This window comes from Methanoculleus taiwanensis (genome assembly GCF_004102725.1).
Classification (GTDB): domain Archaea; phylum Halobacteriota; class Methanomicrobia; order Methanomicrobiales; family Methanoculleaceae; genus Methanoculleus_A; species Methanoculleus_A taiwanensis.
Genome location: NZ_LHQS01000002.1, coordinates 998,046 through 1,021,760, shown reverse-complemented (window position 1 = coordinate 1,021,760; position 23,715 = coordinate 998,046). Strand labels below are relative to the sequence as shown.

At 61.9% G+C, this 23,715-nt stretch carries 12 protein-coding genes; 5 read left to right on the top strand and 7 right to left on the bottom strand.

Features of this window, described 5'->3' with window-relative positions; all coding sequences use genetic code 11:
* Positions 1–33: 33 nt before the first annotated feature.
* The 3 genes from ABH15_RS09655 to mgtA all read right to left on the bottom strand — a co-directional run bounded on the left by ABH15_RS09655 (position 34) and on the right by mgtA (position 4,548).
* Positions 34–1,233, bottom strand: a complete 1,200-nt coding sequence (locus ABH15_RS09655; protein WP_164913707.1) for a hypothetical protein — start codon at positions 1,231–1,233, stop codon at positions 34–36.
* Positions 1,234–1,401: 168 nt separating this feature from the next.
* Complete coding sequence (locus ABH15_RS09650; RefSeq protein ID WP_128694124.1) at positions 1,402–1,665, bottom strand: hypothetical protein; 264 nt, start codon at positions 1,663–1,665, stop codon at positions 1,402–1,404.
* Positions 1,666–1,953: 288 nt separating this feature from the next.
* Positions 1,954–4,548, bottom strand: coding sequence for a magnesium-translocating P-type ATPase (gene mgtA, locus ABH15_RS09645; RefSeq protein WP_128694123.1), 2,595 nt, complete (start codon positions 4,546–4,548; stop codon positions 1,954–1,956).
* A gap of 641 nt (positions 4,549–5,189) precedes the next feature.
* Here mgtA and ABH15_RS09640 point away from each other — a divergent pair.
* A complete protein-coding gene (locus ABH15_RS09640; RefSeq protein WP_128694122.1) occupies positions 5,190–6,026 on the top strand; it encodes an ATP-binding protein in 837 nt (278 codons plus the stop codon).
* A 4-nt stretch (positions 6,027–6,030) separates the two neighbouring features.
* Here the strand turns inward: ABH15_RS09640 and ABH15_RS09635 are convergent, their stop codons facing one another.
* The 4 genes from ABH15_RS09635 to ABH15_RS09620 all read right to left on the bottom strand — a co-directional run bounded on the left by ABH15_RS09635 (position 6,031) and on the right by ABH15_RS09620 (position 19,256).
* Positions 6,031–7,353, bottom strand: a complete 1,323-nt coding sequence (locus ABH15_RS09635; RefSeq protein ID WP_128694121.1) for a condensation protein — start codon at positions 7,351–7,353, stop codon at positions 6,031–6,033.
* A 63-nt stretch (positions 7,354–7,416) separates the two neighbouring features.
* The gene (locus tag ABH15_RS09630; protein ID WP_128694120.1) at positions 7,417–8,334 is read right to left on the bottom strand and encodes an alpha/beta hydrolase; all 918 of its coding nucleotides are present in this window, start codon (positions 8,332–8,334) and stop codon (positions 7,417–7,419) included.
* A gap of 218 nt (positions 8,335–8,552) precedes the next feature.
* Positions 8,553–11,609 (bottom strand): right-handed parallel beta-helix repeat-containing protein, encoded by a 3,057-nt coding sequence (locus ABH15_RS09625; protein WP_128694119.1) that lies wholly within the window; start codon positions 11,607–11,609, stop codon positions 8,553–8,555.
* 450 nt (positions 11,610–12,059) lie between these two features.
* Entirely contained in the window at positions 12,060–19,256 is a 7,197-nt protein-coding gene (locus ABH15_RS09620; RefSeq protein WP_128694118.1) for a S8 family serine peptidase, read from the bottom strand.
* A gap of 318 nt (positions 19,257–19,574) precedes the next feature.
* Between ABH15_RS09620 and ABH15_RS09615 the strand changes: the two genes are divergently transcribed.
* From ABH15_RS09615 to ABH15_RS09600, 4 genes are all read left to right on the top strand, one after another.
* On the top strand, positions 19,575–20,747 hold the full coding sequence (locus tag ABH15_RS09615) for a glycoside hydrolase family 3 protein (protein ID WP_128694117.1): 1,173 nt from the start codon (positions 19,575–19,577) through the stop codon (positions 20,745–20,747).
* A gap of 368 nt (positions 20,748–21,115) precedes the next feature.
* Positions 21,116–21,682: a nucleotidyltransferase domain-containing protein gene (locus ABH15_RS09610; protein ID WP_128694116.1), complete on the top strand. Its 567-nt coding sequence runs from the start codon at positions 21,116–21,118 to the stop codon at positions 21,680–21,682.
* Positions 21,683–22,223: 541 nt separating this feature from the next.
* The gene (locus tag ABH15_RS09605; RefSeq protein ID WP_241648066.1) at positions 22,224–23,081 is read left to right on the top strand and encodes a lipase family alpha/beta hydrolase; all 858 of its coding nucleotides are present in this window, start codon (positions 22,224–22,226) and stop codon (positions 23,079–23,081) included.
* Between the two features lie 156 nt (positions 23,082–23,237).
* Entirely contained in the window at positions 23,238–23,714 is a 477-nt protein-coding gene (locus tag ABH15_RS09600) for a nucleotidyltransferase domain-containing protein (protein ID WP_241648065.1), read from the top strand.
* Position 23,715: the final 1 nt, after the last annotated feature.

Sequence of the window (23,715 nt, the reverse complement as noted above, 5' to 3'; positions counted from 1 at the left end):
GCTCCCCCGGGGATACGTTCGATTAGCGGTTCATCACCCCATTTGAGGGGTGTAGTTCGGCGTTGCCGGGGGCATGAGGCCGGGCATCGCGCCGGTCGGGAGCGGTTCGGGGAGGCCGGAGCTCGGGATTGTCATCGTCGGCGACGGGGTCATGCCGGGTTGCCCGCTCTGATTCTGTCCCTGCGGTGCCTGCTGGCCGCCGGCGGAGGCACGATAGATCTCCCACTGGCCGGTCGTGTTGCCCATCCAGACCATCTCTCCGTCGGAGACGTCCGGGAAGGCCTGGGCATACGGATCTTCCGTGACCTGCGTCTCCGTTCCGGTACTGATGTCGTACCTGTAGATGTCGAGGTTTCCGTTCCGCAGATCCGAGTAGATCACGAGGTTCCCATCGACCGCGACCGCCGTCGGCCGTGCGGATGCTCCGGTTATGCGTGTTGCGTTATCCGTCGCCACGTCGTAGAGGTAGACGGCGGTCCGGTTCTCGAGGACACTGATCCAGGCGACGCGACTGCCGTCGCTCGAGACATCGGGCACGAGGTCGTCACCGGACCGCCCCCAGAGGCTTATATCCCGCTGATCGAGGAACGCTACTGCAATATCGGTATCCCCGTCCTCAGTTTCGTTATCCGCCCATGCCATGGTATCACCGCCGATATCGGTCCAGGCCTGGAAGTACGGATCGATCACCACGGGCATGACGGTATCACTCGCAATCTCATAGAAATATACGTCGCTCGATCCGTTCGACAGATTCGTCCAGATGAGATTCTCCTCTGATGCACCCGGATAGACATGCATCCCCGAGCCGTTTGTCACCTGCTGCAGGCTGCCCGAAGCGGTGTCGTAGAGGTAGACATTAATGCCTTCCGTCTCCGTGTTGATCCCCGACCAGACGACGTTATTCCCGGCGACGGCAAGCTGGTACGACAGCAGGAGAGGAACTGAAGCCTGATCGGATATGATCGAGGTGTTTCCCGACGATATGTCGTAGAGCTGCACCGAGAATGATTCGTTATCGAACCAGACGATACGCTCTCCGGAGATCGCAGGGAAGAGCTTATCCCCCTGGCCGCTTGAAACCTGCATCGCGGCACCCGCAGAATCATTCTGCGGCTGCTGGGGCTGCATCGTTGGCGGCGGAAACGGCTGTGCCGAAGCGAGTCCCGTCGCACAAATGACGGCGATGACGATGATGGCGCCGGTCATCGCCCTGAAAGATACCATTCTCATACGTTTCACCTTCCTCGACTGTTGCCGGTTCTCCGCCTCTCTACCGAAAGGAGAGTCCTCCTGCATGCGACCACGATCCCGCGTGCGGTCTTCGGTGACGGGTGGGGGTGAAAGCACTGGTTCCCGGAGAACTCACTGCACCGGATGCGCAGATCCCGGTGGCCGTTCTCAAAAGCGATACTCTGCCTGCAGGCGGTGGATGGTAAATGACCCCACGGGATCGGTGTTCTTACACTGCGGCGTGGTAGCGGAGAGAGTATATATAGCTACGTGCGCCGGCCTGTCAAGCTCCCCGACCCGGAACGAACGGCAGAGAGCGGTTATCCGCAACCGGGACGACTCCCCGGCAGTCTGACCGAAGATACCGATACTCGCGGCACCAAGCCGCTCCCGGAGCACCGGGAACACCCCTTTGTGCCCGGCGACAGCCATTCCGCTCGCATCTGCCGTCACCTGCTGCGAGAGATCAGTGCGATGCCCATGACCACGTACCACTGCTGGTACGACGCGGTCAGCAGCCGTTCGAGAAGGCCGACGTACGCGGTCTCGGCGAGCGCCACGGTCGCTCACGCCCCAAGGAGAACTCCGGCACGGCGGGTGCCGTTACGTATCCGCTGTTATCGGGCATCTCGATCGCTTCGCCGACCATCTCCCGTGCGGTTGCGATGCCGCCATAGACGCCATTCCCTTCCCGGAATGTTCCCGGCAGGATAGCAGCATTCAGCGCCGTGATACGCCTTTTTCGAAGAGGTGCGCATACCGCCGGTAGAACCACCGTTTCGCAACGTCCGTAACGATAAGGTATCCGACGACGAGCCCGGCCAGGACGGCGAAGAACGAGATCGGCGGATGGACAAACCCGAAGATGCTTCCGATGACGGTAAAGGGGATGATACAGGCGACGACGACGATCAGCGCCATGCTCCCCAGCAGGAGACGGCTGGGTCTGCTGGCATAGAATGGCGTTATACGTGTTCTGATCACGAATACCACGAGTGTCTGGGTGCAGATCGATTCGATGAACCATGCGGTCTGAAAGAGCGGTGCGTCGGCGTTGAAGAGAGAGAGGAGGATGAAGAACGTGATATAATCGAAGACCGAACTGATAGGGCCGAATACCAGGATAAATTTTTGAATGAACTGCATATTCCACGTCTTCGGCGTCGCGATGTACTCGGCGTCGACGTTGTCGGTGGGGATGGCGAACTGCGATGACGAGTAGAGGAGGTTGTTGAGCAGGATCTGGATCGGCAGCATGGGGAGAAACGGGAGAAACAACGACGCTCCGGCGACACTGAACATATTGCCGAAGTTCGAGCTGGTTCCCATCAGGATATACTTCATCGTATTCCCGAAGGTCTTCCTGCCCTCCAGCACGCCGTCGTAGAGCACGCGCAGGTCATGTTCGAGCAGAATGATATCCGCCGACTCTTTCGCGATATCGACGGCGGTATCGACCGAGATGCCGACATCCGCCGATCGGATGGACGGAGCGTCGTTGATCCCGTCGCCGATGAAACCGACGACATGGCCGTTCCGCCGAAGAGCGTTCATTACCCGGTCTTTCTGGATGGGATTGGTGCGAGCGAAGACGGTCGCATCTTCCACCACTCGTGCCAGAGCCTCATCATCCATGTGCGTGATCTCGCCGCCCGTGAGAACGCCTTTTATGTCGAGTCCGATAGATGCGCAGATCTTTCGCGTTACGAGCTCGTTGTCCCCGGTGAGGATCTTCAGTTCGATTCCGGCCGCTAGCAGCATCTGAACGGACTCACGGGCACTTTCCTTGGGCGGATCGATGAAACCGATGAGCCCGAGGAGAACCATGTCGGTTTCGTCATCGACAGAGACGGCGGCGACCTCCCCCGGAAGAGGACGATACCCGACGGCGAGGGTCCGGAACCCGTCCGCACTGAGCGAGCGGTACAGGCGGTTTACCCGCTCTCGCACATCGTCGTCCAGCGGCCCGATCCTGCCGTCGTGCTGCTCGGCCGACGAACAGACCTGAAGAATCTCTTCGGGCGCACCCTTGGTAATGAGCATCGTCCGGGATTCGTCCGTCACGGCGATCGACAACCGTCTCCGGATAAAATCGAAGGGAATTTCGTCGATTTTACGGTAGCCCGCGATCTCGACCTGCCGGTACCTGATGATCGCTTCGTCGAGCGGGCTTTTGAGTCCGGTCTGGAAGGCGCTGTTCAGGTACGAATACACCAGGACCTTCTCGCTGTCGTTCCCTTCGAGATCGAGATGCTTGACGAGCGCAATCGTGTTTTCGGTGAGGGTTCCGGTCTTATCGGTGCAGAGCAGATCCATACTCCCGATGTTCTGGATCGATTCCGGATGCTTGACGATCGCTCCTTTCTTCGACATCGCGATCGAGCCCTGGGAGAGGTTCAGCGAGAGGATCATCGGCAGGAGTTCGGGGGTCATGCCCACGGCAAGGGCGATGGAGAACAGAAGCGCTTCGAGGACGTTGTGTTTCAAGAGCGCGTTGATAAAGAAGACGAAGATCACGAGAAAGAACACGAACCGCGTCATCAGGTAGCTGAACTGCTTCAGACCCCGCTCGAACTCCGTCTCGGGCGGACGCTGAACCAGCGTCCGGGCAATCCTGCCGAACTCGGTCCCGGAACCGATCCTGGTGACAACCGCGGCGGCGGTCCCGCTGACGACCGACGTACCCAGAAAGATGTAATCCGCAGCTTCGATAACCGGCGCTTCGGTCCCTTCCGGCACGGCAGCCTTTTCAACAGGATACGGCTCGCCGGTCAGCACGGACTGGTTCACAAAAAAATCCCAGGCTTCGAGCACCCGGGCATCAGCAGGAACGACATCGCCCGCACTGAGGGAGATGATATCCCCCGGCACCAGCTCGGTGATACGGACGTCCTGCCGCTTTCCGTCTCTCGTGACCGTTGCCAGGGTCGAAATCTTCTGCCTGAGCAGGTCTGCGGCGTTTTCCGCGTTGTACTGCTGGAAAAAGTCCAGCGTGACGCTCGCGACGATGATGACCCCGATAATAGCCGCGCTCAGAACCTGTCCGACGAACGCGGAGACGAGTGCGGCGATGAGGAGGATCACCACGAGGAGGTTTTTGAAGTGTGCGAGATACTGGATAACAATCGGCTGCCGCTCGATCCGGGAGATGTCGTTGTAGCCGTAGACCTCGTGCCGCTGCCGTGCATCCTCCGACGTGAGCCCGGCAGCCGACGTTTTGAGCCCCGCCAGCAGGGTTTCGATAGGAATCGCGTGGAATTCCGGGGATTCCTCATCCTCCTTCATCGATTCCTTCTGCGCTCGATCGCTTCCCATGCGGCCTCTCACGCTCCACAGCGATACACCCCCCCGGAATTCTTATAATTAATGATTGCTCACGGCTGCCGCCGGTGTAGTATCCCGAAATCATTTGCCACCAGATTTATATCCGGGTGTGAGCACGCTCTCCGACCGCGATAGCCGGGGTATCATTCGTCAGCGGAAGCGAGGCCGGCCTGTTCGTGACCTTGCGGAGTGGCATCACGTCAGCAGGCAACGGATCTGCCAGGTTATCGCAGTGTATCGGCAGACCGGGGTGGTATCCGGATCCTGCTTGAGCAGGGACGGGGATCGGGCTTGCCACGAACCTGATCGTTCCGGGAGTGCCGGTCTCGATCGTGCGTTTTCGGTATCAAAACCGCCGTCACCGCCATGATCCCGGGGTCGGGGCTCAAGCGAGGGAGGGCGGACGTACGTGCACCTCCGCCGGCAAAACTACATACCTGAGCGGAGAAAGGCCTTGATACCAACCCGCAGTGACTGCACGCTCTACCGGGAATGGAGCGTCCGGAGCATCGCCACCGGCTCTCCGGTGAAGGGCTCTCTCCGATTCCTCGGGGCTGGAAACGGTTTTCGGGCACGGGGCAGGTATGAGAAGGCATTGATGGCGGGCGAGGAGCTGCAGGAGGAGATCTCCGATGAAACGAAAGATAATCGAGATAGACGAGGAGAGATGCACCGGGTGCGGCGTCTGCATCCCGGACTGCCCGGAAGGAGCGCTGCAGATCATCGACGGAAAGGCACGGCTTGTCAGCGACCTCTTCTGCGACGGTCTCGGCGCCTGTATCGGGACCTGCCCGGAGGGGGCGATCGCCGTCGTCGAGCGTGAAGCCGTGCCGTACGACGAAAAAGCCGTGATGGGCAGGATCGTCCCCCAGGGCGAGGCGGTCATACGAGCGCACCTCGAGCACCTCCTCGGCCACGGGGAGGAGGGTCTGTACCGCCAGGCGCTCGAATACCTGCACGAAAACAACATTCCCATCCCCGAACACACCGCCGCGAGCGCCCCGGCGGCGTGCCCGGGCTCCGCGGCACGGAGCATCGCCGGCCCGCGTACCGGAGAGCAGGTCACACGGGTAGCGTCGGAGCTCCGGCAGTGGCCGATCCAGCTCCGGCTCCAAAACCCCGCTGCCGCGTACTTCGACGACGCCGACCTCCTCATCTCCGGCGACTGTGTTCCTTTCGCCTACGCGGAGTTCCACCGCGAGTTTCTGCGGGGTAAGGTAGCGATCATCTTCTGCCCGAAACTGGATGCGGATATCGAGGAGTATATCGCGAAACTTGCGGCGATCCTCTCGCAGCATACGATCCGATCGGTCACGGTGCTGCACATGGAGGTTCCCTGTTGCAGCGGGGTGCGCTCTATCCTCGATCAGGCCATGCAACGCTCGGGAAAGGAGATCCCGGTCAGGGAGTATACCGTAACGCTCCAGGGCGAGGTCGTCGAAGGGGGCATGGCCCGGCGCCGGAGATGAGGGCTCACGGGAGGTACTCGTCCACGTACCCGAGGAACCGCTCCACAGTGGCCGCCGCGTACGGCCCTTCCTCGTACGCCGCCGTGAGCGTCATGCGGCCCCGGAAGGTCGCGGCCGTCATCAGGAACCCGTACGGCCAGCAGACGCAGGGGAGGTAGCGGACGTCCCGAAGGTCGAGGGCTCTGCCGCTCTTCCCGGGAACGGGCAGGTAGTCGTCGGGGTCGATGATCCCGAGGTTCGAGAAGACCGGGTTTTTCTGGCCGGATTCCTGATACCGTTCCATCATCCCGTCGAAGAACGCCTCCACCGCCGGCACCCCGCCCGCCATGATCGCTTCGTAGAAGAGAATGGACGCAAGGCCGAGGCTCCCTGCCTTGTGGCGGGCCATCACCGCCGTCACCCGGCCGACGAGATCCGCAAGCTCCGCACCATCCGGGATCGAGAGGGAAACCTCGAAGGCGACGGAGAGGTTCATCGGCGGGCACGCCTCCGGGCGGTCGAGGTACCTGCTGCGAAGGTCCGCCGAGGTCAGGATCGAGCGGGGTGCCCCGGAATCGGACGGGTCGCGGCAGATCCTCATGAGGGCGAGGAAAAACGCACCGATGATGATGTCGTTCACCGTGGCTCCGTGCCTCCTCCCGAACGCTTTTGCGGCCTGGAGGCGCTCGGGAGAAAGCGTCCGGTACGCGATGCGGGGCGTCCCCCGCCCGACCGCTTCGACCGGGAAACGCCACCGGTCGACGAAAGGCTCTTCCTCGCCCTGCGCCTGCTTGCGCTCCTCCTCCGAATAGAGCGCAAGGATCCGATCCGTGCTCCGGTCGTAGGCATCCGTGGGAGCCGGTAGAAACGCCGGATCCTCCAGGATACCCCGGTATACCGCAAAGAGCTGCCGTGCGATGGTCTCGGCACCGTGAGCGTCGCAGAAGCCGTGGTGGCAGGTGACGGCCAGCAGGTCGCCGTCCCGCCGCCGGTAGAGCGTGACCCGCACCTGCGGGCCTGAACGGACGTCGAGCGGTGCCGGGGGGACGGTGAGGGGTTCGCTCTCATCCTCGCCGGCCGGGACGAGGGAGAACGCCCCCGCCCACTGCTCTCCCGGGATCTCCTCCCAGACGGGAAGGCCGTCCACCACCGCGAATCGTGACCGGAGATAGGGGTTCTGGGCGATCAGCCGCTCTGTCGCCTCCCGCATCACCGCCTCGTCGAGCTCGCCGTCGAACGCGAAGAGGATGTGCATCGTCGGGTCGTAGATCCGCTCGAAATAGACATTGAAGACGTCGAAAGTGGGTGCCGGGTGGCGGACGGGTGCGGCGGGCATTAATCGTACCATTCTCGTCGGTGGGAATAATTGCTTTTGCGTTTGCGTCCGGGAGACCCGGCATGCCGATGCCGGTTACTCTCCCGCACCCGGGGTGGCATCGAAGAACGCGATCACCCTCTGCTCGTATTCCTCGGGGTAGCGGCCGAATGCGCCCGTGTGCCCGGCATCCGGTGCGACCCATAACCTCACACGCTCGCCGACGGTCTCTGCAAACACTTCGCCGAACGCGACTTCCCTGGGCACGGCACCGCCTGCGATCAGCAGGAATTCGGTCGAATCTGCCTCGAACATCGAATCCAGGAGCGGCTTGGGAGGTTTTATTCCGCTGACGGCCTGCACGGTTGTGTACATAACCCGGGTGACGAAACTGCGGTAGAGCGGCCGCTCCGACTCCAGCGCAGAGAGCTCCTCAGGAGAACGCTGGGTCGCACCGTCGGCAACGATCGCCGTGACCTGCGGGTATGCCGACGCCGCACCGAGGAGCACCTCACCACCGAGCGACAGCCCCATGCCCCCGATCGTCTCGACCCCGTCCTGTGCCTCCAGGAACGTGACGGCGGCTCCAACGTCGCAGGTTCCCTGCCACCCGAACCGATTGGTCGCACCGTCGCTCCCGCCATGCCCCCGCAGGTCAGGCGCAAGCACGCCGTAGCCGTGACGGACGAGCATTGCAGCGTAACTCCGCACCGCCTCCCGTGAACTGCCCGCCCCGTGAAGGAGGATGATCGCGGCGCCGTTGTCAGGGGGTGCATACCACGCTTTCAGGGCGACGCCGTCGCCGGTCGTGAGCGTGATCTCTCCGAACCCGTCCGGCGGTGCACCGACCGGTTCCCGGGTCGGCAGGACGGCGAAGATGCCGAGCGCCATCGGCAGAACGAGGTACACCGCCAGCACGGCGATCAGCACCAGAAGGACGACCCGGCGGAGCATGTGCCGGCGGCCGGAGAGGGGAGGTGTCATAAGCAGTATCCCGATTCGTACCGGTTGCATGCGATGCTATATAGCATCACGGAATACCCCGTCGATTACATCTTTGACCAGGCCTTGTTCAGGCCAGGCGACCAAACACCGGTCAGGTTATGCGCCGCCGCGGTCATGCCGCCAAACCCCTTCCCGGTGGTTCTCGGACGAAACCCGCGCTGCGGCCACATCGTGGAGTGTTAGGAATGCGTATTCCGGCGGTACGGCAAAAAAAGAAAATCGTATCGTCAGTGCAGCTCTGCAAATCCGGGAATGCCGAGCAGGTGCTTTGCGAGGTACATCGCGTCGTGGAGCGAGAGCGTATCGCCGCCCGCGACCATGCCGACGCTCTCGGTCATCGGGTAGCCCTCCACCCCGAGGACGTGCCGGGCGGTGTAGACCGCGTCGTAGAGCGTGACCCGGTAGTCCTGGTTCGCGTCGCCGTTCTTCACCACGGTGAGCGGGATCGAGGCCGTGGTGTTGCTGCCGTGTGCATCGGTGGCGTTCACGGGGAGGGGCGTCGGCCGGTAGGCACCGTTCTCAAACGCCGATGGAATGGTACCGACCGTGCTCGCCGTCCAGACGCCGTTTCCGGCATCCGTCATCGGTGCCGTAGCAGACCCGCCTATCCGCGAGAGATTTACCGTTACGGTTGCAACGGCCGTCCCGGTAACCTTCACGGAGACCACGGCAGTCTCGCCCGCCCCGGGGGTGCCGTCGGTATCGGTCGGGATGACCGCGGGTACCGCCGCGGGACTGCTGACGAGCGGGGGAGCGGTGACGGTGATGCAGTCCGCCCGCACCAGCGTGTCGCTGCCGCCGGAGGCGGTGACCGTCAGGTTCACCGTATAGCTCCCTGCCGCCGTGTAGGTATGCACCGGGTTCTGCTCGGTCGAGGCCGCACCGTCACCGAACGACCATGACCACCCGGTCGGCCCGCCCTCCGAAAGATCGGTGAACCGCACCGTGAGTGGTGCCGTGCCGTTGGCAGGCTCCGCAGTGAAGTCGGCCCGGAGCGGTTCGCCGAGCGGGGCGAAGATGGCCGTGCCGTCGTCCCACGGGACGAGGTGTATTACCTGCACCCCTACCTCATGGGTGGCGTTGTCGAGCCACCGGGTTTTGTTCCACGCAGCATCACCACCCCCGATATCCCAGCGGGTGCCGTTATACCGCCAGACAATGAGGCTCCGCTCGCCGACACCTTTGAGTTCGCCCGGTTCGTAGTGGAAGGTCAGGTTCAGCGAGACGTTCTCCTGATTGGTGAAATTGCCGCTCCGGATAGAGAGCCACTGGCCGATATCGGTTCTGTTGAAGGAGTAATCCGGTTTTTCCGGGGGTTTCGGAGGGGAATTGACCGCCCGGATAGTGACTCCCTCGGAGAGGTCGGCGAGGGAGAACGTCGTCATGTTCTTCCCGAGCACGTCCCTCGCCAGGGTATTGCTCTCCAGAACGAGGTTGTCGGGGAAGGTGTCCGGCCGGGTACCGATCCGGATGTCGACCGGATTCTCCTGTGCTCTGCTCATGAGGAGGTTATCCCGGACGAGGTTCTGATCGCCGTACTCGATCTGAATCCCGGTGCCGGTATACCCGGTCACCGTATTGTCACGGATCTGAGAGTCGCTCCCCTCAACCAGGATCCCGGTGTTCCCGCCCGCGATCATATTCTCCCACACGTAGTTACTCTCTGCCCCTTCCGAGAAGGGGTAGACGGTCTGCTCTCTGTAGATGGCGACGCCGTGTCCGGTGGTCGGGACAAGCGTATTCGAGAAGACCCAGGTGTCGTTGGACGCCCGTATGACAAGCCCGTCATAGAAATCCATAACGAAGTTGTCCGATACGATCGTTTCGTGATAATTTTCGATCAGTATCCCGTATCCGGCCGTCTCGGCGATGAGACCTGCGCCCGTGATGACGTTGCCCGTGATCGCGTTGGCCTGCTCGGTACCATCATCAGCGGGAGCGGCATTCTGCAGGCTGATACCGTAATACGTCATATCCGTGAGCGTATTGTTCTCGATGACATTCTCGCCTTTCGTATTCGAGAGTTTCACCCCCTGAATGCCGCCCGTGATGGTGTTATTCTGGATGGTGACCTCCCCGGTGTCCGTCAGATAGAGAACCGCCTGTGCTTTCGGCTGATCGGTATCGACGATGGTATTCCTCTCAAAAACAGATCCTTCCGCGTTATAGAGCAGGACGACCGATGCTCCCGTCTTATCGCTGGTGATATTTCTGATAACGTTGTCGGAGACACGGACGCTCCCGGTGATCTCCATCGCCCTCTTGAACTCCTCGATGGTGTTGTTGGAGACGCCTCCTCCGACACCGTTCATGGTGATTGCAACACCGGCCGCCGATGCAGTGCCGTTCAGCCTGGAAAACCGGTTCTCCGATACTGCGCAACAAAAACCGTCCAGCTCAAGCCCGTTGCCGATATCCGTGAAACTATTGCCCCTGACGAAGATGAGATCCCCGTTCAGGCGCAGGATTCCTCTCTCACCGGTGAACAGGCTATCCGTAACGCACGTCTGGTTTCCGGTTATGGAGATATAACTATTCGATGCGCTGATATTGTCCAGACTGGAAAAATTATCCACCGGGGTCTGTACAAACAGGTCTGCGTCCCGAAACGCAGTGTTGTTCGCCCGGATCTCGCCGTTGCCGCGGATCGCCGTCGCCATACCGGTATCGGCGTCAACGCTGCCCGTCACTGCCGTATTCCCGATCGTGAGCGAATAGCCTCCGAGGTCGACGTCGTCGATCAGCATGACGGACCCGCCTGTCCAGGCATCGTCGGATTCTAATTCGGCGAGGTCTCCAAAGGCTCTGCCGGAAGCGATCTCCTGTGCGTAGTATCCGGTTTCCTGGTACATTACGTCGAGGGCAACAACCGTGTACTCAGCCGCAACATTGCGATCGCCAGCAGGGCAGGTGTAGATATATTTGCACTCGCCTGATTCTCCAACTAGCCCGACGTAGTCTCCGGCTCGATATACGCGATACCAGCATCCGGTCAGCGGACTCCACCTGAAAACAATCCGATCGGCACCGACGTAGCGGACGTCCAGAGGACCCAGGTACGGGGTGTCCGGTTCTATCGTGAGACCGGCGTCCTGTTCTTCAGCAAACGACTCTTCGCCATCCGGATAGCCGCTCAGGCCGTCCGTGCCGGCAGGAGGGGCATCTCCTGCTGTAATGTTCTCATACTGCGTAAGAGAGTTGTTCTCCTCCTCTGCCAGAGCTCCCGGGACGATACCGCAGGAGAAGAAAAGAAGGAACACCACCATTGCAACGCGAATCTTCACGGTAAACACCACCTACAAACTGAAAGAGAGAAGCGAGTAAAGGCAATTCGTTCACGTCCGGCGTCCGGCAGCCTTCTTCCACGTATCACGATGTACCCCTCTCAATGCCCGCCCATACTCCCGGTTGGCAGAAGATGCAAGCACCGGCACTCGCGTGCTCCGGGAGCAAAGCTCCGGTATAATTTATTAAATTATTCCAGAAGGTATATAGGTATCGACCTCACCAGAAACAGGTGGACGGCCTTTTTTTGAAAAATTGCGGTTAAAATCCCCCATTCCGGAACCAGGCAGATCTATCCGGCGATTGAGGTGCCGGCCCAGGTCGGCCGCGGTCAGGACGGAGCGAGGGGCTTCCCGGAGCCTTCGTGCGATACCGGGGGAAACCCACATCCCGCCCGCTCGACCGGGAGGCGCCACCGGCCGCCACGGCAAAAAGAGAGAGCCTTCCCGTCAGTGCAGCTCTGCAAATCCGGGAATGCCGAGCAGGTGCTTTGCGAGGCACATCGCGTCGTGGAGCGAGAGCGTATCGCCGCCCGCGACCATGCCGACGCTCTCGGTCATCGGGTAGCCCTCCATTTCGAGGACGTGCCGAGCGGTGTAGACGGCGTCGTAGAGCGTGACCCGGTTGTTCCCGTTGGCGTCGCCGTTCTTCACTACCGTGAGCGGGATGGAGACCGTGGTGTTGCTGACGCCGTCCGTGCTCGTCGCGTTCACGGGCAGGAGCACCGGCAGGTAGGCGCCGTCACCGAACGGCGACGGGAGGGTGCCGGCCGTGCTCGCCGTCCAGACGCCGTTCCCGGCATCTGCCATCGCTGCCGCCGCGGGCCCGCCGAGCCCGGAGAGGTTCACCGTCACCGATGCGATGCTCCCCCCGGTAACCTTCACGGAGAGCTCTGCGGTCTCGCCCACTCCCGGGGTGCCGTCGGTATCGGTCGGGATGACCGCCGGCGCCGCCGCGGGACTGGTAACGAGCGGCACGATGACCGGTTCCTGGAGCGGTGCGAAGACGCCGAACTCGCTCGCCGTCGCATAGACGAACCGGTTCTCCGTATCTACCCCGTTCATCCCCTGTACCCGCGACCAGGCGTCTGCATGCCGCCAGATACGGAGCGACGACGGAGTGACGCCGTCGAGATCTGCAGCGGTATAGTACATCTTGATCGCAGCCTCTGCGGGAGTGGTGTTGCTGATCGCAACGAACCTCCCGATCGCCTGCATCCCGTCGGGAGCTGTCGGGGGAGCGTCCACACCGCTGATCCGGATCGAACCGGTTGCGGTGAGGTTGCAGAGGACGGGGTGCGCATCGCCGACCTCGAAGAACCCGAGAGTGGCATTGTCGCTCGAGAGGAGCGCGACAGCGGCACGGTCTCCGGTGCCGGTTACCCGGGTGACGGTGAGATTCTCAAGGATCATCCCGGTGCTGGCGTTGACGAGGACTCCGAACGCCTCCCCGCCGGTCGAGTTGATCCGGTCGATCGCGGTCATCCTGACGGCAGCGGCGGCGGCACGATCGGCGGCTATCGCCGTGACGTTCCCGGTCGCACGGAGGTCCGTCATCGCCGAGCGGTCGATCCGGGCACCGCCCGTATTCGGTTCGATGGCAACCCCGACCACCCCTGACCCGCCGCCGGCGAGGTCGCGCACCGTCAGGTTGGCGATGCCCGTCCCCTGGCTCCCCGACCCGATGACGGCGCCGGCGATCTTCGGGGCGGTGACCGATGCGATGACCGTATCGGTGATCGTGGCCGCCGTCGAACTCCCGGTAAGGCGGATCCCCGTCACCGCGTGATTCTGCGAGGTGATGTTCGCGATCCGGCAGCCGGTAAGGGTGCTTCGATCGGACTCGCGAATCAGAATGCCGGTCGTCTCCCGCCCGTCCGGGGCACCGGTGACCATGCAGCCGGTGAGGGTGTTGTCGTCCGCACCGTCGAGGAGAATGCCGACCGGTGAGGCCGAGACGTTCTCGGCGGTGAGGGTCGTTTGGTGCGACTCAAGGAGGGTGATCCCGGCTTCGGTCGCATCTGCAACCGTATTCTCCTGAAGAATGCTCTCGCAGGTCCGGTCGAGGAGGATTCCCTGCTCTCCGCCGGCAAGCGTGTTGCGGGTGACCGTGCTCTTCTCGCCCCCGATGATCCAGATGCCCTTCTCATCGCAGCCGGTGAAGGTGTTTCCGGAGATGCGGCTCTCTGTCGCGTTCTCAAGCCCAATCCCGAGATGGGGATCCGAGAGGATACAGTTCTGAACGGTATGCCCGGAGCCCTCGACGATCAGGACGCCCCCCTGGATGTTTCCGGTGACGGTCGTCCCGAGTATGCTGCAGTTCGTCGATTTCAACTCGGTATAGGCGCTGAACGGCTGGACGACCACTCCTTCCCGGTTGCCCCGGACGGTGCAGTCCCGGATCGTGATCTTCGTGCCGCCGTCGACGAGGACGCCCTGCGATGATGTCGCACCCTCGAAGACGAACCCGGCAACCGTCGACCCCTCACCGATCAGATCGACGACCGGCTTTGTCGGATCCTGTGCGGTCACGCGTACGTCCGAAGGAAGGCCTGAGGTTGCGAGCAGGCTGATGGACTTTCCGATCTTCAGGTTCTCCTGCCCGGCGTAGCCGGAATCGACGACGATGGTGTGGCCGCCCGCGAGGTCTTCGTCGGCGAGCGCCTCGGTGATCGTCCCGTAGTCCCGCTCGAGGTTGAGGTTGTGCACCGGCATGTTCCCGAGCGGTGCGAAGACGACCGCATCCGCCGTATACGGCGGCAGACTGGTGACCTGCACGCCGACCTCGTGAGCGGTGGTGTCGAGCCATCGGGTTTTGTTCCACGCGGCGTCGCCGCCCCCGGCGTTCCAGCCGCTGGTGTTATGCCGCCACACCGAGAGGCTCTCGGCGCCGACCCCGACGAGGTCCTCCGGTGCGTAGTGGAAGGTGAGGTTGAACCGGAAGGGGTCGCTCCGGACAGCGTTGTAGGTGTTGATATCGATCCACTGGCCGATCGGCGCCCGGTTCAAGGGGTAGTCGGGGTACTTCGGGGGTGCCGGAGGGGTCAGGACCGGTTTTATTACAAGACCGTTGCTGCTCCCCGTGATGGAGAAGGTCGTCCGGTGGGTCATGTTGCCGATGGTGTTTCGCTCGATCGCAAATGCGTCCGCTGCGTAGGTGTTCACCCGGATGGCGGGGAGAACGCTCTTTCCGGCGTTCAGGATGGTGTTGTTCCGAAGGAGCGTGCCGACGGGGTTTTCGAGGTAGACTCCCTGGGTGGTGTAGTTGCAGAAGGTATTTTCGCATATCCAATCGCCCGTCCCCTTCAGGGAGAGGGCTTGCGACCCCCGCTCGACGGTGTTTTCTGAGATTATGGTGTCCTTCGTCAACTGATACGTCTCGATGCCGGAGACGAAGTCCCGGATTGCGTTCCCGGATACCCGGATCCCGTCGACCCGGTCGATCGAGACGGCGCTGCTCCATTGCTGGTTCTTGCCGGCGATGGTGTTGTTCAGCACCTGCAGATCCGAGTAGCCCTCGCCGGTGGCCGCATCGCCGCCGTACACCTGGTACAGATACATGCCGCTTACCGTTACGTTTGTAATGGCATTCTCCTCGATGACCGTGCCGTTCTTGATCTTTGTGCAGTAGAATCCGTTTTTGCCGGAGTCGATCAGGTTGTTTTGGAAGGTATTCTCTCCCACCCCGGCGACGTAGACCACGCCACGCGCCCACGACGGCTGGGTGGTGTTGATGATGGTGTTTTCGGCGAAGAGCGAGGCGTCGGCTGAGAAGTTGACGACGTGGTGATTCATCGGGGTGCCGGAGATTGTCCGAAGGACGTTTCCGGTCACGGTATGGTTGGTACCGATGATATCCAGTCCTGAGAAGTACCGCTCCACCGTGTTGTTCCGGAGGAGGCCGTACTCACCCTCGATCCGGATACCGTACTGCAGCCCGCTGTTCTGGACGCCGGTATACTCCGCTACCGCATTTCCGCTGATGACCGTATCGTTTCCGTAGACCGCGATCGCGGCTTCCGCGCCGGAGAGCCCGTATGCACCGCTGATCGCGGTGGCGCTGTTGTTGCAGACGGTAAATCCGTTGCCGTGCAGCCGGATTGCAGCGTTGACGTTCGCAAGGGTGTTGTTCTCGATGTAGCCGTTGCTCCCGGCGAGGTAGATACAGTACGTCCCCGTGGTATCAATTGTGTTCCCGCAGATCTCAAAGAAGCGGGGGGTGGCCGGCGTGGTGGATTCACGCTCTGCATAGATCCCGTGATGCGTCGTGTTCCGGATCGCATTGCCCTGGATCGTGAGGAGTTCGGTGTCGACGAGCAGCCGTATGCCGACGCCCGTAACCCCGTCTATCCGGTTATCCTCGATGGTGATATTCTCGACCGGGTTCCCGTTCGCTGTGCCGAGCCTGATGCCGTCGCCCCAGGTTGACCACGCGGTGACGTTCGTGACGGTGTTGTTCCGGATGATGCTCCCTGACCCGTCGCTGAGCCAGATGCCGTAGCGTTCGTCGTACAGGGTGTGCCAGATGTTCTGCAGTACATTGTCCTCGATAACGGCATTCTCTCCTTTCACGGAGATCCCGGCGTATCCCTCCCCACTGCAGCCGCCGACATAGGTACCGTTCCCGGTTACCGTGATCATACCGGTGCAGGACTGGATCCGGTTCCTCTCCCCGGTCACGTCGAGCGAGGATGTCGAAGCGATGTCCAGAAGCAGGAGGTCGCTGTCCTGCACGATGATCGGGCTGTCCGTGTTGATGGTGCCGTAGGTGCTCAGCGCTTTATTGTCTGAGCCTCCCCGCGAGATGTCCACGAGGACGCCCGAAAGAGTGGTATCCTGCAGGATGAGCGAGCCCGGGCCGGTGATACAGGTGCCGTTCTCGGCCACGAGGGTGGCGTCGCGTATCTCAAGCCGGGAGCCCGCCAGATCGGTGAGCCGGGTGTCGTCAAAGAGCGTCAGCGTGCCGCCGTCTGCATCCCAGACATCAAAGATGGAGGTCTCGGTCGGCAGGTCGCCGCCGACCGTCCGGCCGAAACCGACCGTTACCGGACCGCCGAGCGGACACTCCAGTTTCTGTGAGGTCTTGTTGTAGCAGAAGACCTCATAGGTGTGCTGGCTGCCGGGCACTTTATAATCGACAAGACTGGTTCCGGCATCCTGCCAGACCCTCCCGGTGCCGTCACGGTAGACGTAATAGCCGCCGTCATGCGAGGTGCCCTTCAGCGGGCTGCTGTCAGGCCAGGCAAGGCGGACGGTCTCGGTGCCGAGATAGGTGACCCAGGTGTGCGGCGGACTGTGAGTCGGCGTCGGGGTGGGGGTGACCGTCGGGGTGACGGTCGGCGTCGGGGTGGGGGTCGCCGTCGGCGTGGCGGTCGGCGTCGGCGTCGGTTCGTCCGGTGCGGTGACGGTGACGAGGTTTGCCCGCGAGGTGGTGTTCGCCCCGTAGGCGTTCGTGATCGTCAGGTTCACGGTGTACGTGCCGTTCGTCGTGTAGGTGAAGACCGGGTTCTGCTCGACCGAGGTATTCCCGTCCCCGAACGACCACAGGCACGTATAGTTCATCCCGGTAGAGGTGTCGTTGAACCCGACCGTCAGCGGCACGGTGCCGCTCGTCCGGTTTGCGGTGAGGCTGGCGTTGAGGTACACCGCCGAAAGCGCCTTCGTGGCGTTGATCCGCCCGCCGGTCGCGGTCCTGCCCGCAAGAGCCGGGAGCGGATCGACGGTTGCGAGGATGACGCCCCGCACCTGCGATGTTGTCAGGGACGTGTTGTAGGCCTTCAGGAGGCCGGCAAGCCCGGCGACGTGCGGGGTGGCCATCGAGGTGCCGCTCATATATCCGTAATTGGGGAGGACCTGCGTCACCTCGGTGACCGAGACGTCATCGACGTACACGTAGTCGGGCGCCGTGGTGTTATCCCTCATAAGTATGAGTGCAAACTTCAGATCCTTCGGTATCGCTGTAAACCCGTTATTCTTGTATGCTGTGAGTATGGTGGATGACGAGATGAAAATCTTCGTCCATCCGCCGTTCGAACTCCCCCTGCGTGCTCCGATAGGGTAGTACGTATTGGCCACCGTCGGGGACGAGGCGTAGATGGCGAGCTGGTTATTCCCGGCGGTGAGGGAGTAGTTGCACCAGAACGTGAGCTCCGGAAGGCAGTAGTCGCCGAGCGTCACGTTGTTCGCCATAAGCAGCCAGGACTCTCCGACCGGCGTCGTGTTCCCGAAGGGGTTGTCGGATGCCGATCCGGGCGATGACTGGTATACGGTCGTATTCAGGCCCCACGTACCTGACGTCGACCAGTTGTTCAGGGTGGCCATCGTGTCGGCGAACCGCTCCTCCCGGTCGAAGTAGATGAAGGTACTATAGATGTTGGTGCCGGGCGCGGCGAGGTCTACCGTGGTTGCGCCGTAGTTTGAGAAGGAGGAGAGGGCATCCCGGTTGTCGGTCGAGGCGACCGCGATGATATGCGAGCTGTTGAAAGAGCCCGGATACCGCGGCGAAGCGTCGTTATCCGAGGCGTCATTTCCGGCTGAACAGGTAACGACGCCGTCGAACGCGTCGATGGCCTGTTTCAGCGACTCCGAGTAGCCCGGCGTCCCCCACGAGTTGCTGATGATGTGGGCACCGTTATTCTTCGCATAGGTGATCGCGTTGATCGCACCGGCGATGGTGCCGACACCGTTCGGGCCGCTGAACCGCAGCGGCATGATCTTCGCCGTCCACATCACCCCGGCGACGCCCAGGTCGTTGTTCCCGGCCGCGGCGATCGTCCCCGCACAGTGCGTCCCGTGCCCGTTCAGATCGTCCGGGTCGTTGTCGTTGTCGTAGAAGTCCCAGCCGTAGAGATCGTCGACGTAGCCGTTGCCGTCCGTATCGCTCCCGTCTGCCGTTTCACCAGGGTTGCGCCAGAAGTTATCGACGAGGTCGAGGTGCTGCTGGTACACCCCGGAGTCGAGGACCGCGACGACGACCTCTTTTGAGCCCGTGGTGATATCCCAGGCGCCAGGAGCGGCGATGTCCGCACCGGCGGTGCCGGCCTGGCCGCCGACGGTCTGCCCGGTGTTCCGGAGCCCCCAGAGGTAGGAGAAGTACAGGTCATCGGGTATCCGGTCCGGGTAGCAGTAGTAGTTCGGCTCGGCGTAGAGGACGGCCGGATCCTGCCGGTAGGTCGCGACCGCATCAGGCACGCTGAGATCCTCCGGAAGGCCGACCACCTGCAGGCCGGCAAGGCCTTTTTCTGAAAAGTCCTGCCGGAGGTATGTTCCGTGGCGAGCATGAACCCGATCGGCGGTCACCGCCATCAGAGAGATATCCTCCGCCACCCCGGGCTGGAACTGGACGATGATGCTGTCCGGTGCATAGAGGGGGCGGTCTTCCATGCCTGCCGGGAGAAGGGCGTACTCCGGTGTATCCCCGGTGCAGAAGGGTACGGCGATGGGGGTATCGTCGGGCTGCGGGAGGTCCTCCTGCTCCTCACACGGATCTATCGGAGGGTCAAGGGGTTCCGGCGCGACGGAGGAGTTGTCCCCGACTGCCGTGGTCAGAGCAGGTTCGGCGAACGTTTCGTTCTCACCCGGCAGCATCGCAGAGACGCCGCTGCAGAAGAGGAGGAGAGTCAGGATCGCAAGATAGATAAGCTTCATCGGAATCACCCGCAGGTTCAATGCACCCTGATATGAGAACGGCGCCGTTACCCGCCACTACGGGGCGTATGGTTCTCATGGCGGTCGCAAAAAAATCGCAGACGTATGGATTACCATCGCCGTGCACCCCATACGCTTGCTGGCGTCCCGGTCTCCTTATGGGCGCACAATCAGGGATACTGAAATACGATACAGGATATTTTTCAGGAAGGTATATATAGATGCGTACACGGCAGCTGCCCGGTGAGCGTTGCGGGGAGAACAGCACCCGCCGCACCGGCAGACACCCATTTATTCCGGCGGGTTTCAGAGAATAGTATGGTTCGCCCCTCCCCCGGAAGGCTCCTTGTCGTCGTGCTCGTTCTCACCACCGCTGTTGCGGGCTGCACCTCCGCACCGGCTCAGCAGGATACCCTCAACCGAACACTGGACTCGCTCACCCTCGATGAGAAGATCGGGCAGATGCTCATGGTCGGGTTTCGCGGCTACGCCGTCGATGCCGACACGCAGATCGCCCGCGAGATCGCGGCCGGGCGGGTCGGCGGGGTGATCCTCTTCGACCGCGACGTAGCGCTCGGCAGCAGCGAGCGGAACATCAGGGATCCGGCCCAGGTCCGTGCCCTGACCGCAGAACTCCAGGGCTATGCCGAAAAGATCCCGCTCTTCATCGCCGTCGACCAGGAAGGCGGGGCGGTCTGCCGGCTCAAGGAGGCCTACGGCTATCCCCCGACCGTCTCCGCCGCGGCGCTCGGCGAGCTGAACAACGAGACCGCCACCCGGGAGGCGGGACGGAGCCTTGCCGCGATGGTGCGGGAGAGCGGCTGCAACCTCAACTTCGCCCCCGTCGTCGACCTGAACGTCACGGCCGACTCGCCCGCGATCGGCAGGCTCGGACGGAGCTTCTCCGACAACGCGAGCGTGGTCGCCGAAAACGCACGCTGGATCATCGAGGAGCACCACGCGGAGGGCGTGATGACGGCGATCAAGCACTTCCCGGGCCACGGGAGCGCCCTGGCCGACACCCACGCAGGGTTCACCGACGTCACTGCGACCTGGACCGAGGAGGAACTCCTGCCCTACCGGGACCTCATCGGCCGGAATCTCCCCGACATGGTCATGACCGCCCACGTCTACAACGCACACCTCGACCCCGACTACCCGGCCACGCTCTCGCACGCGACGGTCACCGGGATTCTCCGCGAGCAGCTCGGGTATGACGGCGTGGTCGTCACGGACGCGATGGACATGGGCGCGATCCACGACACCTACGGCCTTGAAGAGTCGCTCTGCCTCTCGATCAACGCCGGATGCGACATCTTCCTCTTTGCAAACAACCTGGTCTACGACGAGGAGGTTGCAGAGAAAGCGGTCGGGATCGTGAAGAACCTGGTCGCAGAGGGGAAGATCTCCGAGGAGCGGATCAATGAATCCTGCGCCCGGATCCTCCGGCTGAAGATGCGGTACCTGGCGGACGGGCAGGGTTCGCCCTGATGCAAGATCGAGTGATCACCGATCCTGTTTTCGTCCGGGGACGTAACTCCAAATACCCGGGGGCTCGGGCATCCCTCCGATACCTCACAGTCGCACCGGGGCAATCTACCTCTTCCGCCCGCTCGGCGAGCTCGGGATCAGGTTCGAACACGCATTCCGGATCGGGATGATCGTGTCGACGGTGCAGCTCTGGGAGGGGGAACGAGAGCGTGATCTCCCTCTGCACGAGAGGTATCTTCACGATTGAATCGGAGATCCGGCCGGGATGCTCCGACGCTTGCCCCCCCAGGAACTACATCTGCCAAGGAACACACCGGACCCCCGGTTAATGAATACATTTTTTATTCAAACGAATACATTATGTATTCATGCTGGAGGCGCTCATCTCCTCAAAGACCCGGGTCAAACTCCTCACCCTGTTTCTGCTCAATCCGGAGAGCAAGTTCTACATTCGCGAGATCGTCCGCATGACCGGTGAGAATATCAACGGAGTGCGCCGCGAGCTTGCAAATCTGGAGTCATTCGGTCTTCTTGTCGGGGAGCGAAAGGGGAATCAGCAGTACTTCGGTGTCGACCGTGATTTCTTCATCTACCATGAGCTCCAGCAGATCGTGCTGAAGACCGAAGGAGTCGCACGGATCATCCGGGAGAACCTCTCGCTCGTGCAGACTATCGAGTGCATGTTCATCTACGGATCATTTGCACAGGGAACCGCAGGAGGAAAGAGCGATATCGACCTCTTCATCGTGGGCGATGTGGACGAAAAAACGCTGATCCCGCTCGTGCATACAAGCGAACGCGCGATCGGGCGGGAGATCAACTACTCGCTCATGCGCAGCAGTGAATTTACCCGGCGAAGAGAGGACGGAGATCCTTTCGTAAAGAATGTAATGAGTGAGAGAAAGATCATGATCATCGGAAACTGCGATGATTGACGATCTCGCAAGGCAGGGACTTATCAGAAGGCTCCCTCCCGACCGGAAATGCGTGGATGATGCGATGGCTCTCGCCCACCGGGACATCGACACTGCCCGCACGCTTTCTCCCGATCGATTGCGATTGGACATATAGTATCGCCTATAATGCAATTCTCCAGGCTGGGCGGGCTCTGATGTTTGCAAAAGGCTATCGTCCTGACGGTGCAAACCAGCACATCTCCGTGGTGAAGTTTGCCGAACTTTTCCTCGATGAGAGTGATGCCCTTGTATTCGACCGGATGCGTCGCAAGCGGCATAGTTCGGTCTTATGATACCGCCGGAGCAATCTCGAGAACCGAGGCAGAATTTGCGGTAAGCGAGGCTGAGGTTCTGATACGACGGATTGAGAATCTCCTCAGGTAACCTCCATGAGCTTCACCGCCTGCGCTCCTGCAAGGAGTTCGAACGCGGTGGATGTCTCGCCCAGAGGAGCCGGAGTGGCCGGTATCGGCCGCCCTGCCCCTGCCAAAACTACATCTGCCGGGGGGCGCAAACCTGAATGCAGCGTTGCAGCATGAATAACTGTCCGGTCGTCCTCGTGCACGGGTGGAAGAGCCACCCCGGGGTCTGGAAACGCCTCGCCCTCCGGCTCGAGGAGCGGGGAATCCCCGCCTGGAAGTTCGACCATTCCGGGATGCGGGACGAGTCGGCGCCTGCCGTAGCCGCCGCACTGCAGGGCTACATCCGCACGATGCGGGAGGAGAGCGACCACGCGGGCGCTATCGACATCGTCTGCCACTCGATGGGCACGCTCGCCACCCGCTACCTGCTCGAGGTGATGGACGGCAGTGCCCGAACAGAGCGTGTCCGGAACCTGATCGGCATCGGCCCGCCGAACAACGGCTCATCGATGGCCGAGCTGTTCAACGATCCCGTCCACGGCCCCGGTATCAGGCGGCTCCTCGCCGGAACCTTCGTGCCGCACGGCTACCGTCCTGCGGAGGACGCGATCGTCCAGGACCTCCGGCCGGGAAGCAGGGTCGTGGCCGCCCTCCGCGCCGCCGGGATACGGGACGATATCCGCTACCGGGTGATCATGAGCGCCAACCACGCAGCGGCGTCCGGTTTCTTCCCGCTGTTTGAAGGAAAGACCTGGGTCTTTGCATCGGACGGAACCTGGGAGACGACGTATGCCGGCGACGGCATCATCCCCCACGCCGACTCGTACCTGCCGGGAGCGGGCTACGACATCCTCCCGCTCGACCCCGTGCTGCTGCACAGGGAGCCCGACACCTACTGCCACCTCCGCCTGCCGGGAAACCCGGAGGTGATCGAGCGTATCCTCGAGTACGTCACCAATCCCGCGACCCGGCCATCGGGCTTTTTCCCGGAGGGAGAGGAGGGGACGCGCAAGTAAATCTTCAGGGGGACTTATCTACACCCCATCTCGATTCCCCGGATTACCATGGGGCCTTGATCCCTGCAGCTTTCCGGGATGGTCGTGAACGCAGGGCTGGTCAGCTGGATGCTGGAAAAAGCAGTCTGATCGACGGGGCAACCGAGAAAGAATGATATGCGATGCAGGAAGAGTAAAGACCAGGAGCAGACGATGCAGGGAGAGATGCGGCGGCGCCACGTACTGGAATCTGAGGAGAGAGAGCAACTCCTCGATACCGTCCGTGCGGTTCTTGCCGGCCTTCCCGGGATAGAGACCGGATATGTCTTCGGTTCGTTCTGCAGAGGGGATTTTGCAGACGTGGATGTCGCGGTTCTGATCGCCGGAGAGCCTTCCCCCTACCAGGCGATGCGGTTCGCGAGGAGAGTCGAGCGGGAGCTTGAGCGGGCGCTTTGCCACCGCTTCGAGGCCGACGTGAAAATTCTCAACACCGCCCCCATTGCATTCCAGCACGAGGTCATCCGGAGCGGAAGACCGGTATTCTCCCGCGATCGGGGCAGGACGGTAGGGTACGAGGCCGATATCCTCTCCCGATACCTCGACTATAAGGATACGCTTGAGTGGTTCGACAGAATCCTGCTTACGAAGGCCTGAT

Coding starts and splice junctions, on each gene's coding strand:
- ABH15_RS09655 (WP_164913707.1), bottom strand. CDS start 1,233: ATGAGAATGGTATCTTTCAGGGCGATGACCGGCGCCATCATCGTCATC.
- ABH15_RS09650 (WP_128694124.1), bottom strand. CDS start 1,665: ATGGCTGTCGCCGGGCACAAAGGGGTGTTCCCGGTGCTCCGGGAGCGG.
- mgtA (WP_128694123.1), bottom strand. CDS start 4,548: ATGGGAAGCGATCGAGCGCAGAAGGAATCGATGAAGGAGGATGAGGAA.
- ABH15_RS09640 (WP_128694122.1), top strand. CDS start 5,190: ATGAAACGAAAGATAATCGAGATAGACGAGGAGAGATGCACCGGGTGC.
- ABH15_RS09635 (WP_128694121.1), bottom strand. CDS start 7,353: ATGGTACGATTAATGCCCGCCGCACCCGTCCGCCACCCGGCACCCACT.
- ABH15_RS09630 (WP_128694120.1), bottom strand. CDS start 8,334: ATGCAACCGGTACGAATCGGGATACTGCTTATGACACCTCCCCTCTCC.
- ABH15_RS09620 (WP_128694118.1), bottom strand. CDS start 19,256: ATGAAGCTTATCTATCTTGCGATCCTGACTCTCCTCCTCTTCTGCAGC.
- ABH15_RS09615 (WP_128694117.1), top strand. CDS start 19,575: ATGGTTCGCCCCTCCCCCGGAAGGCTCCTTGTCGTCGTGCTCGTTCTC.
- ABH15_RS09610 (WP_128694116.1), top strand. CDS start 21,116: ATGCTGGAGGCGCTCATCTCCTCAAAGACCCGGGTCAAACTCCTCACC.
- ABH15_RS09605 (WP_241648066.1), top strand. CDS start 22,224: ATGCAGCGTTGCAGCATGAATAACTGTCCGGTCGTCCTCGTGCACGGG.
- ABH15_RS09600 (WP_241648065.1), top strand. CDS start 23,238: ATGCGATGCAGGAAGAGTAAAGACCAGGAGCAGACGATGCAGGGAGAG.